Below are 15,454 nucleotides of genomic sequence, written 5' to 3'. Positions count from 1 at the left end.
GCATGGATATTTGTGGTCATAAATTAAGTCCCCACTTATTTTTAAGTGGGGACTAACATAAGGCTAATTAGAGAGATTGGTAAGGAGGTGCTTTGCCGGATACTTACAGACGAAAACCAAAAGGCTTGGATCCAATTGAGTAAGACCTTCAGATTTAACCCAAAAAGTATGTATTCAATCTTTCAAATATAAAATGACATCAAGCACTTTCTAAAAAAATGCAGGACTATATTTTTGAATAAATTGAATGGTTTGTTGAAATGTTTGCTGACTTGCCTTTTTACTCATCATGAATTGATATTCATGTACTAAAAACTCTTTGGAGTCTGGATAAAATACGTCGGTCACGGGTATTTTCTGGTTCATCAAGGCTTGTACAAAAGGAACTGATTGGGTTCTGGTTAAAAAGTCTTTATTTCCACCACTAATAAATACCGGTGGATAATTCGCTGTTAAATATTGAATTGGAGATATACTTTTTAAAAATTCCGCATCGTCTTTTTTATTGCCTGTATAGGCTTGAACCAAATTAAATACGCCCCATTCGATTAATTTCAGTTCATTGGGTGCCGTATTAATAAAAGCATTCATATCATAAATACCGCAGTGTAAAATCAAGCCTTTAATCTGGTCACGTTGAATCAATGGCGTAATATTAGACTGCCGCGCAAAATCCGGATTACTGATTAAAGCTGCATAATGACTCACTAAATTCGCACCTGCAGAATCACCCGCCAAATATATTTGATTGGCATTAATATGATAGTTCTCCGCATGCTCGGTTATAAATTTTAATGCCTGATTAATTTGTAGCAGCTGATTTGGATAAATCACTTTTGGGGCAAATTGGTATTGTACTGAAACCACGTTATAGCCCTGATTAGCCAAGAGTTTAAAGTAGCCACGCGCGTGCTCTTTAGAACCTGAAACCCAGCCACCGCCATGAACCCAGACTAGGGTTGGGCGTGGCTCAAGTTGCATCACATTTTTGGGCTGATACACATCCAAAGTTAATGATGCTTCCTGCATATACATTATATTTTTCTGCACCAGAATCTCTTGCGGTGCATATTTATCTATCATCTTTTTTTGCACATTGGTGGAAGCATTAAAAACACTCGCAATCACCTTGGTATTACTTTGTGTATTCTGACAACCGCTACTGTGTAGAGCAGCAATTAAACACAGACTTAAACCGAAAAATTTTGAATACACAGGCTTCCCTTATTGAACTTATTTCGCCTGCAATTTGTTGGAGACGGTCATATTTTTGGGCATTTTAATCCCTGTTTAAACATTTAGAAATACTTATGCAAATGTTGAGTTTTTAACTCAGATTTAAATGCAAAACAGAACACATTTATATCCATGATTTTTATATAATTTAATGAATTTTAAATCATTTTTCACAGACTAAATTGATCATTCAAAGACAATGTGCTATCTATAATTAATAGCCACATAATAAACACCAAGGAACAAGTCTTATGTCTTATCAAAATATTTTAGTCCCAGTTGACGGTTCTGACATTTCATTATCTGCAGTTAAAAATGCGGCTCAAATTGCCCAAGCTTTTGGTGGTCAATTAACATTAATCAGTTTAGTCACTGAAGACCCTTTTTCTGAAGCAGACTTTTACTACCCATCTCCCATTATGAAAGAATATTTCGTCCAAGCCTATGCCAATGCTGAAAAAGCATTGAAACAGGCTCAAGCGATTGCCAGCGAAAATGGTATTACTGCCAACACTCAAATCGTGAAAGGTAATGTTTCTGAAGAAGGCATTATTGAAACTGCAGAAAAATTAAAAATTGATCTGATTGTTATGGGTTCACATGGTCGTAAAGGTTTCCAAAAGTTCTTGTTGGGCAGCTTTGCTCAAGATGTTTTAAAAGGCACAAAACTTCCTGTTTTAATTGTTAAAGAATAAGTATTGATCAATAAACCCTGCAATTGATGTGGGGTTTATTTGGGTCTTTTAATGATCCTCTCATTTGTCATAATGACTGACGATTACAATTAAAAAATCTTTCCAATTCAGCTATATTCATAAGGATAATTTCATGACGTATAAACATATTTTAGTTCCAGTAGATGAATCTCCTATTTCTTATGCAGCTGTTGAACAAGCATTAGCTTTAGCCAAAGCACTCCATTGCCAAGTTACGATTACCAGTGTGATTGCTGTAGATCCATTTGTGGGTGTGGACTTTTATAAAGTTGCGCCTGCAATTACAGATTATTTTATACAAGCTGAAAAGAATGCGCAGTTGCGCTTGGCTGAGATTAAGCAATCCTTCATTCGAGATAGCATTGATGTGGATACCAAAATTATTCGAGGTGTATCGCCTGCTGAAGGAATCATTCATGTGGCTGATGAAGTCGGTGCTGATTTAATTATTATGGGCTCGCATGGCCGTACAGGATTCAAAAAATTAATGTTAGGAAGTGTGGCGCAAGCCGTACTCACCCAATCGCCAATACCTGTCTTGATTGTAAAAGTTTAACCATCAAAAAAGTCCCTAAATTTAGGGACTTTTTATTTGATCACTAATAAAAGCGTCTATCTTTAAAATCTAGGAGATCTAACTGGCTTTATCCAAGGCATGTGAAGCAACTTTTTTATCTGGATCATGATCAGCATCATTCTTTTGACATGCTGATAAACCCATTAACATGCTTAAGCTGAATATTGTTTTAATCATAGTTTTCCCTTATACATTTTAGGTAATTTCTTGATTATAAAATAATCAATTCACCCATAACGATCAGTAAGCCTTTTATTGAGCTTTGTATCACCTAAACTTATTCTAACTAAAAGACCCTTTTCTCAATCAGTTTAAGTTGCAACCTTAATAATGATGCACAGGGATTTATTTGGAAATGTACTGATGCAAAGTCTGTAGATAAAGTTCTGCTTCAATTTTGTTGTCAAAAGTTTTTTGGTACGTTCCCATCGCCTGAATATTATTCGGCGTATATTCAATCACGACAACAAAATGTCCATCACTGGTGCTTTTTGAAACTCGAATAGCAATAATATGTTGGGAGTTTAAATAAAAACCATCTTCAATTTTAACTAACAAAACCAACCTCCAGTCCACTTAATAAAACGACAGGCTTAATCCAATGAAAGTCTGCTAAATAAACAAAGCCCATTTTATATGAGCTTTAATATTACGATTTTACGCCATTAATGTGATTTAATCGACACTTTTAAAATGATCACTCAATAGAAAATATGTCTTATCATTTTATCTTTTAATTTAGTTATTCTAAACACTTGGTCATTTATTCTTCCGTTAAATTGCACTCTAAAAATAAAAAGCCTTTTCTCGGTTTTAATCAAGAAAAGGCTTTTTTAGTCATTTAATGAATACTCGGTTAGATACTCAACATACTATTTAAAGTTTCTGAAACGTTTTTAGATTTCACTTGTGGTTTTAAAGATTCCAGTGCAGTTTTGACTTCTGTACGTTGTGGCTCTGCCAAGGTATACCAGCGAGAAAGCACTTGCAGTAAACGCGAACCGACAATCGGGTTTTTCTCATCCAGATATTTGGCCAGATCAATAAAGTGTTGAACACCAAAACTCCATGTATTGACAGGATTGGCATTTAAACCACCGCTCACTGAACGAATACGGTTTGGGGTACCCAAATCATAATCAGGGTGAGAAGTTAAGTATTTGATGGTTTCTGCATTTGCTTTCGGATGCGCCGCCTGAACCATAAACCATTGATCTAAAGACAAAGCTTCATCTTCAAAGCGGCTATAGAAGTCTGCCAAAACTTCTTGGGCTTGTGGTGCATCATTCCAGACCAAGACTTTAAGTGCACCCAAACGTTCAGACATGTTGCCGGTGTGATACTGCTCATAAGCCAGATCAAAGGCAAAAGCATCACCCTGACGTGCAATCATACTAAGCATGATATTTCTGAGTGCACGAACACCCATCGCTTGAGAGAATTCACTTTGCATATCTGGATCTAATTCTAGATAAGTCTCTTTGCAGAAGGCACCCAATTCACGTGCCAATGTGTCTAGCAAGGCATTACGCTGTTCTTGAATCACTTCAGGACGATATTCACTGTCGATGCGGCTGCCCAAATAGCCTTCTGTCGGTACATCAAACAAACGTGAAGCCAACAGTGGATCTTTTTGAATGACTTCCGGCAAAGTATTTTTCATGGCTTGGATATAAATATCAGCATCATGACCTTCCAATAAAATACGTTCCAGCAAAGTTTGGGTGGCCTGCCATTGGTTGAACCCGTTGGTTTCATGTTGCATCAAGAAAGCCAGTTCTTCATCTGAATAGTTAAAATCCAGATTGACCGGCGCAGAGAAGTTACGCAGCAATGACACCACAGGTTTTGCCGTTACACCGCCAAACTCAATGGTTGCCTCATTTTGATCAAATAAATACACGCCATCTTTTACACCATTTTCAAATAGTGCTTCAGACTGCAAGGTATATTGCTCACCTGTTTCTGCATTAAACAGTGCCAAAGCCACTGGAATCGGTACAGCTTTTAGGTTTGGATATTTATGGTGATCTTTTAACGATTGTTTCAAGCTTAAACTATAGGTTTGAGTCGCAGCATCGTATTCGCCTTTGGCTTCCAGTTTTGGTGTGCCGGGTTGATTGTACCAAATCAGGAATGCCGATAAATCGACACTAGAGCCTGCAGTCAGTGCAGAAACCCAATCTTCTACTGTCACTGCCTGACCATCATGACGGCGGAAGTATTCATCTGTGCCTTGACGGAATTTTTCTTTACCAAGCAAGGTTGCCATCATGCGGTTAATTTCCGCACCTTTTTCATAAACAGTCGCAGTATAGAAGTTATTAATTTCGACAAAATGGTCTGGACGTGGCGGATGCGACAATGGACCTGAATCTTCAGGGAATTGGTGCGCTTTTAATACCGCAACATCATCAATACGTTGTACAGCAGCCGATTGTAAATCTTCCGAGAAAGACTGATCACGGAATACCGTCAAGCCTTCTTTTAAGCACAGTTGGAACCAATCACGGCAAGTAATCCGGTTACCTGTCCAGTTATGAAAATATTCATGTGCAATTACAGACTGTACACGCATGATGGCGGCATCAGTGGTGAATTCTTCATCGGCAAGCACACATGAAGTATTGAAAATGTTTAAGCCTTTATTTTCCATGGCACCCATATTGAATGCGCTGGTTGCCACAATCATATAGTTGTCCAGGTCATACGGACGACCATAATGTTCTTCATCCCATTGCATAGAATGTTTCAGCGCTTCCATGGCAATGTGACATTTTGGAATATCTTTTTCTACCGCATAAATTTCTAAAGAAACATTGCGGCCTTCAGAAGTCACATACGAATCTTTCAGAACCGCCAAATCACCAATCACGCAGGCAAACAAATAGCTTGGTTTCTTGGTTGGATCTTCCCAAATGGTATAGTGACGGCCTTCGCCAGCTTCACCGGCTTCCATCAAGTTACCATTGGCTAAAAGCACAGGAAATTTTTTGTCGGCTTCAACACGCGTGGTAAAGACAGACAGGACATCCGGGCGGTCTGGATAGAAAGTAATTTTGCGGAAACCTTCAGGCTCGTTTTGCGTTACAAATAAATCGTCACCCGCCTGATATAAGCCTTCAAGCTGAGTATTGCTTTCAGGATGAATCACCACTGCAGTCTCAAGAATCACTTCATTTGGTGCATTGGCAATCACCAGCTGTTCAGCATCCAGTGTGTAGTCTGCTTCGGTTAATTGCGTACCGTTTAAAATAATTGATTTTAATTCCAGGTCACGACCAAGCAGTACCAAATCGCCTGCTGTCTGGCGCTTCATCACCAATGTTGCGTTTACATCGGTACGATCTGTATGAACTTGAATATCCAAGTTGATTGAATCAACCCAAAAAGAGGGTTTTTCGTAGTCTTTTAAATAAACAGTTTGGTCTGCTTCAACCACTGGGTTTGCCGCGATATTCATATAATGTCCTAATCCTGTAGTTCTTAAGCCAAGACTTTGTTTTTTGTGAGTGCTTCGATCATACGACAACTTTCACAATCTGTCTGTGCGATTGATTTGAGTTATATATGGGCACATTGCTCACAATTTTCAATTCGTTGTCTGAGCATTGGTACAATTAATATTTTAGTTGCTTACTTATCATACGTGCAGTTAAAAATCATGCGCCATAACGCCAACATCTTTCAGTAAAGTAAATAGAAAATAACTGTATTTTGATATCTCTTTATATTATTTAAGCAAGATTTATCTGGCTTATACCCTGACTTAACTCAAAGTGACAGATATTTTCAAGATGACTACATTTTGAGCACGTTTCTTGCTTGTATATATATGTGTAAAGCGCACTATAAAATTAGATCAAAATTAGAAGAGGTGTCCCATGTATTTAAAAGACCATATTGTCCGTGTTGAAAATATCAAGACTATGCAAACTCTCGACGCTGCCGGAATCGACCATAAAGTGATTGCCATGTTTATGAGCTGCGAAGGTATTCCAATGCAATCGCCCGATATTTGCGCAATTTTGAATAATTACGATTCATTAGGCAGCAAAAAAATTCCCTCTAAAAAGGTTCAGGCTTTAATCAATGCAAAGCAATTAGGCGAGGAGGATGAGTCATTACCTTGCCCTGCTTCGTATTAATTTAAAGAATTTAAATCCCCCTCGATAGTCTCTGCTCTTGTGGAGATGGAAGATTTACTTTTCCATCTCCACATAAATCAATAATAAATGCTTAGGCTATTTTTCTAGCACAAAGTTCGCTTATATTTTACTGCTTGCATTTATTGTTCATTCAGCGCGATTCAATCACGTTACAATAAAAGAGATGTGTATAATCGTTTGAACGATTAACCAGACTTGTGATTGACTCTTTCTATGCTCCTTCAGATTCTGCAAAAACAGTTAGATGAAAGTACATCATGCCCTTTGTGTCAGGCATCCATGTTCTGGATTGAAGCAGAACAGTACGATCAAGCACTTAATTTTCATGAATGTAGTCACTGCCAGCATCGTGTCTTTCAAGATGGACGCACCAACTGTCATTGTGACAAATGTTTAGTCAATCGAAAAAAAATGCTCACCGAAACGCGTCTTCAAGAGCAGCGCAAAATCAAATCGAAAAATAAAGATAATGTCGAATATCGACTGGATCAGATCAGCTTTCTGAATAAATTGTTTTTACTGAGTATTTTGGACAATCAGGTTCAGGAACATACCACGCATCATGAATATATTGATTGGGAAAGCATTAAATACCATTCAATTACACCGAATTATTTATTTCAAAATTATCTGGTCAAGCAACTGGTTAAGGAACAAATCCTCATAGCCAAAGATTTTGCCACCGAGGCACATCACTACTATGTCAACGTGCGTTTGGATGGTTATTCTGAACCAAGTCTGTTTAGCATCACCCAGCAACTTCGAAACTGGTTTTATGAAAATTTAACCATGGGCGTGCCCTTTAAAAATGCCGATGAAGTTAAAAATGTGCTTTATTTAGCGCTGTATCAGGAAATTATTCAGTTCGCCCAGTTTTATTGCCGAACTTGGGGCATACAAATTGCGGGAAATAACAGTTTTCAAACCTTTTGTTATCGCCTGATGGATTCATTGGCTGTGGGGCAAATCTATTATCTGGTGCAAACTGCGCTGGAATATTTGCATCAGCAAAAAGCCCTGCAAGCACGTAATGAAAATTTTATTAACACCAATTTGCTAAAGAAAACCTTGCAGCAATATCGTGACCGTGCCGTGACCGAAAAATGGGAAACCTCCACCCTGCCGCGTCCGCACAATATTCCTTTTAGCAAAATGAGCGAAATCCTGTTTTTCCGCTTTCTGGGCTATGATGAAAGTATTTTTTTCCAGCCGATTTGGCGGATCTGGAAAAAGATTGAACCACGCTTAAGCTTCTATTCACAAAAACGCTGTATGTATTGTGGTTCCAATGAGCTGACTGTCGATTATGATGCTGAAAATTATGTGACCTTATGCTGTCGCACCTGTAAGCATCAAGACCATTATTTTACCCAATAGAATTTCACCCAATAAACGGTGATCAAGATGTCTAGTCTCTCCAATCCCATGTATAACTTAAGGAATAATCCTATGGATCAAACTTCAACATTGGTCGGGCATATTGTTGAAGCATGGACACAGCTGCAAACGGAGCAGCCTTTGGTACAATGTATTACCAATAGCGTTGCAGCCAATTATGCGGCCAATGTTTTGCTGGCTGCGGGCGCTTCTCCTGCCATGATTGATAATCCATTCGAAGCCGAAAGTTTTACCAGCATTTCCGCTGCACTCAGCATTAATCTGGGTACACCGACCAATGAACAAATGCAGGCCATGCAAATTTCTGCACAAACGGCGCAGCGTACCAGTACCCCTTGGGTACTTGACCCTGTCGGTTATGGCCCCGTTTTAAAATGGCGCTCAGATATGGTGGATGAGTTACTACAATATAATCCCACGGTTATTCGTGGTAATGCTTCAGAAATTAGCACCCTTGCAGGCAATCAGGTTATTTCCAAAGGTGTGGATAGCACCTTAGATAGTGCCGATGTGTATAACCAAGCCAAAATACTGTTAGAACATGCTGACTGTATTGCCATTTCAGGTGAATCTGATTTCATTTTAAGCAAAGAACTGGATGCAGTGATTCAAATCAATGGCGGCTCTTACTTACAACCCAAAGTCACTGCGACAGGCTGCGCACTCGGTGCTTTAATTGCAGCTTACTGTGCGGTAACCACACCGACGATTGCCACCATTGCTGCACATACACATTTTGCCATTGCAGGAAAATTGGCGTTTGAAAAAGCACAAACGATTGGTCAGTTTAATGTGGCATTTATGGATTATATTCACAGTCTAAATCCAGATTTAATTCAACAATATGCAGATATCAAAATTCTTGAAATCTAAGCCATACTTTTATCCATATTGATAATTCTGGATGGATTTTAGTTTTTCAGCAGCAGCGTAAACCGTTTTTCAGCAGGAAAATACTCAATGGAACTTAGACATTTACGTTACTTTGTGGCTTTGGCTGAAGAACTCAATTTTACCCGTGCTGCGCAAAAACTCTGTACCGTTCAACCTTCTCTCAGCCAGCAAATTAAAGATTTAGAGGAAGAAGTTGGGGTACAACTGATTGACCGTAGTGCACGCAAAATTGCTCTGACTGCAGAAGGTCAAGGTTTTTTAAAATATGCTCTAGAATCGATTAAATATGCGGAACTTGCAGTCGCTCATGCTCGTCAAATCGCCAACCAAGGTCAGCAACAGTTGTTTATTGGCGTATTGCACGTTGCGGAAATGACCATCATCCCTCAAGTCATTCAACAGGTTCGTGCTCAATTTCCGCAAGTCGATCTTAAAATTAGAAGTTTATCCTGTAGCGAACAGGTTCAAGCATTGAAAAATTCCGAACTGGATTTGATTTTTAGTCGCGTGTGTATTGATGATCCGGTTTATACCAGTACGATGCTGTTTGAAGAAAAATTATTATTCGTCGCCCATCAAAACTATATTGCCAATCGAAAGATTTATGACTTAAGACAAATTCAAAATGATGACTTTATTGTCTGCGACCAGCTATTTTCGCCATTTTTTTACCAGCGAATTGAAGAGTTCACCCAAAAAGAAAATTTAAAACTGCAATATAAATATCAAGTCACCAATGCTTTGCAGCATATCAATCTCATCAATATGGGCTTGGGATGGAGCTTTATTCCTGAATATGCACGGCAATTGCTCAACCCGAATGTACAGTCAATTGAACTAAAACAAGACTTGCCAACTTTACCGCTGTATGCCAGTTATCGAACAGATGCTGAAAATCCAGTTTTGCAATTTACCGCAAAAATCATTCAGCAATCTGTTCAACAACAACTTTCAAAATAGCTTTTTAAAAGCTGAATTAAGCGATTTTATAATTCATTTTTTCTAGCACATGCGTTAATTTCTGCAAAGCGACTGCATCATCATACAATGCGTCCTGATGGCGCCATGCCACATAACCATCCGGACGAACCAGCAACATGCCTGCTTCAGCAATTTCACAGGTCTTTTGCCAGATACCGTAAACATCTTTCACTTCCTGTCCGATGGTCACCACATTCAAATAAAGCAGGTCTAATTGATCAGCTGCCTGTTTCCACGCAGTCCCGGATAAACCAGTCACCAAGGTGAGTTTGCCATTCCCCACAATATCCAGTGTGGAAACCTTTTGACCATTCTTGGCATCAATTAACCAGCAATGTGGAATTTTCGCTCCCGGGCGAGAGGTTGCCTGTAAATACAATTGTGGATCAGCTTGCCATTGTTCATCACATTCATCATCTAAAACCACAGCAACCGACTGATAACGCTGATTCAACTCCACACCTTGCGCATTGAACTCAAAGTTTTTAATTTCCAAAGCATGATTCAGCTGAGTACGCAATTCAGCCGCGTCTGCTGTTGGTGCATTCAGTCGATCTAACAATTGTTGTGTGGTTGCTATACCTTGGTCAAAACCAAAAACATCTTTGAGGTGCTTATAATCCATCCGAGATTGATTGGCACGTGCCACAATTTGCTGTCCAACTGGAACACGTTCATCACTATAAGAAGTTAATAACTCTGCCTTCGCCCAATCTTTAATGACAAAAGCCAGTTTCCATGCCAAGTTAAATGCATCTTGAATACAGGTATTTGAACCTAAACCACTCGATGGTGGATGACGATGTACGGCATCCCCGCCGCAGAAAACACCACCCACTGAATAATGCTTGGCAAAAGCCTGATTCACATACCATGCCGATACATTTTGAACTTCAATATCGACATCGTCCGTACCAATAAAGGTATGAATACGTTGAATGATTTGTTCTGGGGTATATTGCGGCTCACTTTGTGCAATATCGAAGCCCCAACCTGCAATCCAGTCATTCCATGGAGAAATGGCACGCAGCAAGCCCATGCCAATTTCACCAAAGCCCGCGGCAGGATTGACTATCCAATGCAAAATACTTGGGCGATGTTGCACATACTTGCTTAAGTCGGCTTTGAAACGGACATAGGTCGTCCCAGCACGCGCCATATGACCTTCAATTGGAAGACCGATTTTTTCAACGATTTTAGATCGTGCTCCATCCATACCCACCAAATACTTGGCACGTACAGAATACTTTCGATTTTCCAATCGATCCAAGAACCAGACTGTAACGCCCGTATCATCTTGTTCATGATCCAAATATTCGGTGTTGTAAAATAGATTTGCACCACGCGCAACCGCATGTTTAACTAGCAGTGCTTCCATTTCTGGTTGCACCAAATCGAATAAAGGTGAAGGACTGCCCTTTACATAATCACCGTGACGTAAATCACCTGTTCCCCACGCCTGGATACGGGCAATTTCCTCACCAATCAAACTGGTGGTGATCATACTCTCTCCCATGTGTTGCCATAGGGTTGCCCTGCTTTTAGCTTCTTCTTCTAAATCAAATTCACGCAATACTTCTACCGCACGCTGATTGGTAATGTGCGCACGTGGAGAATTTGCCAAGCCATTAAACTGGGTGTACAGCAATACCATAAGTGGCCAAGGCTAAAGCCGTCGTTGCACCTGCCGGACCTGTACCAATCACCACAACATCCGTATCAAAAGGCTGATTTGACATTACATTTCCTTATTCAATTCACTTAAATGTGCATATCCAAATCATTGGATTTGCTTTTATTGAACTATAAGAAAAATGTCGAGATTATTTAAAAACTATCAAAACTAACTATAGCGATATCAGTCTGAGCTATAGAAACTCAAATTTAATCTTTATCTTGAATCTTTAGTTTGAAGATCAGTCAGCGTTTTTGCCCACGCTTTTTTGCAGAAAATCAGAAATTAGAATGTAGAACATTCTTCCAGTAAGCTGATGAACAATTAAATTTAATACACATGCCGATCGAACCACAGATTAAATATTGCTTCAAGAATCGTTTTTAAATCTAATTTACAGACACACAACAAGCCCATACCATCAAAATAATCAGGCACATGCTGCATGAAAAAATTAATATGTGGAGTTGTTTTATTCCTTAATCGCTGAATGTCGGCAGGCGTCGTTTGCGGCATCACAGCTGGATGGACAAAAATATCTTCCCTGCGCTTTTGCACATCATTTTTACGCTGCTGTATAAGATCTAAAACTTGTAAATATTCCTGAGGCATACTCCTTCCTTTACGAGGAAAGAAACTCTGCGATCGGGATGCAAAATTCGTGTAAATTTTAGGCTGTATGACTGTAGGTACAAACCATAATGGAATCGTCGGATGTCGAATTCGATAATTGATCGCAATGCGAATGGCAGTCTTTAGGGCTCTATTCCTTTTACGATAAGCAGCTAAAGTACCCGCCCTGGAACTCACCACAAAAAGTGGTTTTTCATTTAAAGAAAGCTTCAATATTGCAATAATATTTTGTCCAATCAGTTTATCTTGATGAAAATAATGAACCACTTGGACAGAAACAGCATCTACGTCATGAACAAAATCATAAATTTCATCTACAGTAGAATTTGGAAAAATTTGCTGATCAAATGCCAGCATTGTTTCAAAAAAACGATGTTTCTGTTCAGATGCAAGTTTTGTAAAATCTACAATCCTTTCCGTAATACGCATTAGATCCATTTACCTTGTTTTTATACTTTTATTATTCATCATTTTATTAACATTCAACATCCCTAGAAATAGCTATTTTAGGACTGATTAAGTTGCTTGCTCTCTCCATCTTAACTGAATCAGGTCAAAATTCATCTATTTTCTAATCATTTAGAGATAAATCAAAATGATAAAAACCCAACAGCACCTGTCTATTGGGTTTTCAAAGTACTTGAAAAGGAAACTAATTAGAGATATTCATTATCTTTTTCTAGTGTCCCTAATTACCTTCTAGCGATGCGTAATTAAAACGGATTTAATTCGATTATCATCCAGTTCCGTCACCTCAAAGTGAACGCCATGATACTCAAGATAGGTACCTAACATCACTTCTCCGTGCGTTTTTTCTAAAATTAGACCTGCAACACTGATATAACCCGCATCTTCTTCGACTAAATCCATCATGCCCAATTCTAATTCAAGCTGATACACATCCAGCATGCCAGATGCTTTCCATGTATGATCATCAATTTTCACTAAATCGAGCTGTTCATCCGCATCAGGGAATTCTCCAGCAATGGCTTCAAACACGTCGAGCGGAGAAATTAAACCTTGTACATTCCCAAATTCATCACTCACCAGAACCAATGAACCTTTTGATGTGCGCAAGGTATTAATGGCATCAATCACTTTCATTTTCGCGAAAATATAGATCGGACGATGGCGTTTGATTAAAGCTTTGAGTTGTTCGTCATCATCAATTACATCAAGCAATTCTTTAGCACGAACAACACTGATCACCTTATCCAAACTTCCACGACACACGGGAAACAAGCTATGCGGTACTGATAATACCTGTTCACGAATCTGTTCAGGACTATCTTCAATGTCCACCCAAGAAATCTGGCTACGTGGTGTCATGATCGAGGCAACAGATCTTTCTGCCAGGGTTAATACCCCGCCAATCATATAACGTTCTTCATCGGCAAACGCTTCTTTAGCTTCAAAGTGTTGAGCGCTATTCGCCACCGTCTCCATTTTGCCACCCATCAATTTCAAGATAGAATCCGCTGTACGATGACGCAGTGGAATTTTAGATTCATGTTTGGCTACATTGCGCTGACCAAATTGGTTAAATGCTTCAATTGCAATCGCAACACCAATACCTGAATAGATATAGCCTTTCGGAATATGGAAACCGAAACCTTCTGCAATCAAGCTAATCCCGATTAATAATAAGAAGCTTAGACACAAAATCACAACGGTCGGGTGTCGGTTTACAAAAGCAGTTAATGATTTAGAGGCCAATAACATTACAGCCATGGCGACAATCATTGCCACCATCATCACATAGATGTTGTCGACCATACCAATTGCGGTAATCACCGAATCTAAAGAGAATACCGCATCTAACACCACAATTTGTGCAACAACTGCAGCAAAACTTGCATAAACAATATTGGTAGTCACGTTAACTTCAGGTTTGCCTTCAATCTTTTCATGCAGTTCGGTCACAGCTTTATAGACCAAGAATAAACCACCAAACAAAAGAATAAGATCTCGACCTGAAAAGGTCCAATCAAAGACCATAATAAGCGGTTTGGTCAAAGTGACTAACCAAGAGATAGCAAACAATAAGCCCAAGCGCATAAATAAAGCGAGGGAAAGCCCCACTACCCGCGCTTTATCACGTTGTTCTGGAGGGAGTTTTTCTGCCAAAATGGCAATAAAGACTAGGTTATCAATACCTAAGACAATTTCTAAAACAATAAGGGTAAGTAAACCAATCCAAATTCCCGGATCTAATAAAAACTCCATTAGTTTATATCCCCGATTTTATGAATTTGGTTAAAATTAAATGTAGACCTGCACGGCGACGGATCCATAGAGGTGACCTGTTCAACAATAGATAAATTAATTATGCACAAACTATAAAATTTGTAATTAGATTTTTTCATTTTCAAGCATAAAAATGCCAACCTGTACAAAATACATACTCATTTTTGTGACTTATTTCATCTATTCGTCTGATTTTTTTCTTTGGAAATAGAACAAATCTAACTGTTACAATCACTAAAAATTTAAAAAAAACCAAAAGATAACAATATAAGTTATTGTTTTTATGAATTTTATTACAATATTTACTTGATAAATATACTAATTTATTAAGCGTACAATCCAAATATCAGAAATTTTTTGTTAAAAAGATCAGTTCCCAAAGCTGTTTTTTTCACTAGAATAAAAAACAGCCAAGATATTTTTAACTTAAATAATCGATAGCTAAACTTAGATGCGCAAGTCTCTAATCCAATCAAAAAAATTTACAGGGATTATTTGCTATGACAAATGAAAAAGCATTAACCTTCAATAAAACGTCGAAAACGATTGCTAATACTAGCTATGAAGGTGCATATCTTAATCTAGATTCATCATTTGATCAGTATCAAGTTAAGGTCGTGGTCACGCATAATAACCAAAAGTTTGAAATGCTTATGCCTGTCGTTTTACAACACGGCATGCCTACGGCAATGTTATTTTCAGAGCCTTATCACAATTCTGAAGTCCAAGAAGAAGTGTTGAAGTTTGCCCAGAGTATTGTGGGATTTCATCAAGATAAAGACAGCTACACCATGTCCCTTCTAAACGATCACGCTTAATTTTGATTCGTATAAGGAAACCTATAAAGATAAGTTTCCTTATTGCATTATAAAAAACTTAATATATATTAATAAGCAATAAAAATAATTTAATATGTATTGCGAAGCAA

12 protein-coding genes and 1 pseudogene are annotated in these 15,454 nt (G+C 38.5%); 7 read left to right on the top strand and 6 right to left on the bottom strand.

Annotation, left to right across the window (positions count from 1 at the left end; all coding sequences use genetic code 11):
• Positions 1-210: 210 nt before the first annotated feature.
• Positions 211-1,215, bottom strand: coding sequence for an alpha/beta hydrolase (locus HLH14_RS09390; protein WP_171532994.1), 1,005 nt, complete (start codon positions 1,213-1,215; stop codon positions 211-213).
• A 272-nt stretch (positions 1,216-1,487) separates the two neighbouring features.
• Here HLH14_RS09390 and HLH14_RS09385 point away from each other — a divergent pair, with 272 nt between their 5' ends.
• Complete coding sequence (locus tag HLH14_RS09385) at positions 1,488-1,931, top strand: universal stress protein (protein WP_067726109.1); 444 nt, start codon at positions 1,488-1,490, stop codon at positions 1,929-1,931.
• Between the two features lie 133 nt (positions 1,932-2,064).
• Positions 2,065-2,508: a universal stress protein gene (locus HLH14_RS09380; RefSeq protein WP_131270769.1), complete on the top strand. Its 444-nt coding sequence runs from the start codon at positions 2,065-2,067 to the stop codon at positions 2,506-2,508.
• Positions 2,509-2,874: 366 nt separating this feature from the next.
• On the opposite strand, the gene HLH14_RS09375 is transcribed toward HLH14_RS09380, so the two are convergent.
• Positions 2,875-3,087 (bottom strand): hypothetical protein, encoded by a 213-nt coding sequence (locus HLH14_RS09375; protein ID WP_067726105.1) that lies wholly within the window; start codon positions 3,085-3,087, stop codon positions 2,875-2,877.
• A 298-nt stretch (positions 3,088-3,385) separates the two neighbouring features.
• Entirely contained in the window at positions 3,386-5,992 is a 2,607-nt protein-coding gene (pepN, locus tag HLH14_RS09370) for an aminopeptidase N (RefSeq protein WP_171532993.1), read from the bottom strand.
• A gap of 421 nt (positions 5,993-6,413) precedes the next feature.
• On the opposite strand from pepN, the gene HLH14_RS09365 reads away from it, so the two are divergent.
• The 4 genes from HLH14_RS09365 (at position 6,414) to HLH14_RS09350 (ending at position 9,950) form a co-directional block, all read left to right on the top strand.
• Positions 6,414-6,677 carry a hypothetical protein gene (locus tag HLH14_RS09365; protein ID WP_067726101.1) on the top strand — a complete coding sequence of 88 codons (264 nt, stop codon included), beginning with the start codon at positions 6,414-6,416 and terminating at the stop codon, positions 6,675-6,677.
• A gap of 234 nt (positions 6,678-6,911) precedes the next feature.
• The gene (locus tag HLH14_RS09360; RefSeq protein ID WP_171532992.1) at positions 6,912-8,075 is read left to right on the top strand and encodes a hypothetical protein; all 1,164 of its coding nucleotides are present in this window, start codon (positions 6,912-6,914) and stop codon (positions 8,073-8,075) included.
• Between the two features lie 72 nt (positions 8,076-8,147).
• Complete coding sequence (gene thiM, locus HLH14_RS09355; RefSeq protein WP_171532991.1) at positions 8,148-8,969, top strand: hydroxyethylthiazole kinase; 822 nt, start codon at positions 8,148-8,150, stop codon at positions 8,967-8,969.
• Between the two features lie 87 nt (positions 8,970-9,056).
• The gene (locus HLH14_RS09350) at positions 9,057-9,950 is read left to right on the top strand and encodes a LysR substrate-binding domain-containing protein (RefSeq protein WP_067726095.1); all 894 of its coding nucleotides are present in this window, start codon (positions 9,057-9,059) and stop codon (positions 9,948-9,950) included.
• Positions 9,951-9,966: 16 nt separating this feature from the next.
• Here the strand turns inward: HLH14_RS09350 and HLH14_RS09345 are convergent.
• From HLH14_RS09345 to HLH14_RS09335, 3 genes and pseudogenes are all read right to left on the bottom strand, one after another.
• A pseudogene (locus tag HLH14_RS09345) lies at positions 9,967-11,710 on the bottom strand (FAD-dependent monooxygenase).
• 266 nt (positions 11,711-11,976) lie between these two features.
• Positions 11,977-12,708: a hypothetical protein gene (locus HLH14_RS09340; protein WP_171532990.1), complete on the bottom strand. Its 732-nt coding sequence runs from the start codon at positions 12,706-12,708 to the stop codon at positions 11,977-11,979.
• A gap of 270 nt (positions 12,709-12,978) precedes the next feature.
• Complete coding sequence (locus HLH14_RS09335) at positions 12,979-14,505, bottom strand: TerC family protein (protein WP_171532989.1); 1,527 nt, start codon at positions 14,503-14,505, stop codon at positions 12,979-12,981.
• 521 nt (positions 14,506-15,026) lie between these two features.
• On the opposite strand from HLH14_RS09335, the gene HLH14_RS09330 reads away from it, so the two are divergent.
• Entirely contained in the window at positions 15,027-15,344 is a 318-nt protein-coding gene (locus HLH14_RS09330; protein ID WP_171532988.1) for a hypothetical protein, read from the top strand.
• The last annotated feature ends 110 nt before the right edge of the window (positions 15,345-15,454 follow it).

The sequence above is a fragment of the Acinetobacter terrae genome, from assembly GCF_013004375.1.
Lineage (GTDB): Bacteria > Pseudomonadota > Gammaproteobacteria > Pseudomonadales > Moraxellaceae > Acinetobacter > Acinetobacter terrae.
The sequence above is the reverse complement of the archived record's forward strand: the minus strand, read 5'-3'. Positions and strand labels throughout refer to the sequence as shown.

What these genes read in the sequence shown, in the direction of transcription:
- thiM (WP_171532991.1), top strand. Translation starts at nt 8,148, where the DNA reads ATGGATCAAACTTCAACATTGGTCGGGCATATTGTTGAAGCATGGACA.
- HLH14_RS09360 (WP_171532992.1), top strand. Translation starts at nt 6,912, where the DNA reads ATGCTCCTTCAGATTCTGCAAAAACAGTTAGATGAAAGTACATCATGC.
- HLH14_RS09335 (WP_171532989.1), bottom strand. Translation starts at nt 14,505, where the DNA reads ATGGAGTTTTTATTAGATCCGGGAATTTGGATTGGTTTACTTACCCTT.
- HLH14_RS09380 (WP_131270769.1), top strand. Translation starts at nt 2,065, where the DNA reads ATGACGTATAAACATATTTTAGTTCCAGTAGATGAATCTCCTATTTCT.
- HLH14_RS09330 (WP_171532988.1), top strand. Translation starts at nt 15,027, where the DNA reads ATGACAAATGAAAAAGCATTAACCTTCAATAAAACGTCGAAAACGATT.
- pepN (WP_171532993.1), bottom strand. Translation starts at nt 5,992, where the DNA reads ATGAATATCGCGGCAAACCCAGTGGTTGAAGCAGACCAAACTGTTTAT.
- HLH14_RS09350 (WP_067726095.1), top strand. Translation starts at nt 9,057, where the DNA reads ATGGAACTTAGACATTTACGTTACTTTGTGGCTTTGGCTGAAGAACTC.
- HLH14_RS09365 (WP_067726101.1), top strand. Translation starts at nt 6,414, where the DNA reads ATGTATTTAAAAGACCATATTGTCCGTGTTGAAAATATCAAGACTATG.
- HLH14_RS09385 (WP_067726109.1), top strand. Translation starts at nt 1,488, where the DNA reads ATGTCTTATCAAAATATTTTAGTCCCAGTTGACGGTTCTGACATTTCA.
- HLH14_RS09340 (WP_171532990.1), bottom strand. Translation starts at nt 12,708, where the DNA reads ATGCGTATTACGGAAAGGATTGTAGATTTTACAAAACTTGCATCTGAA.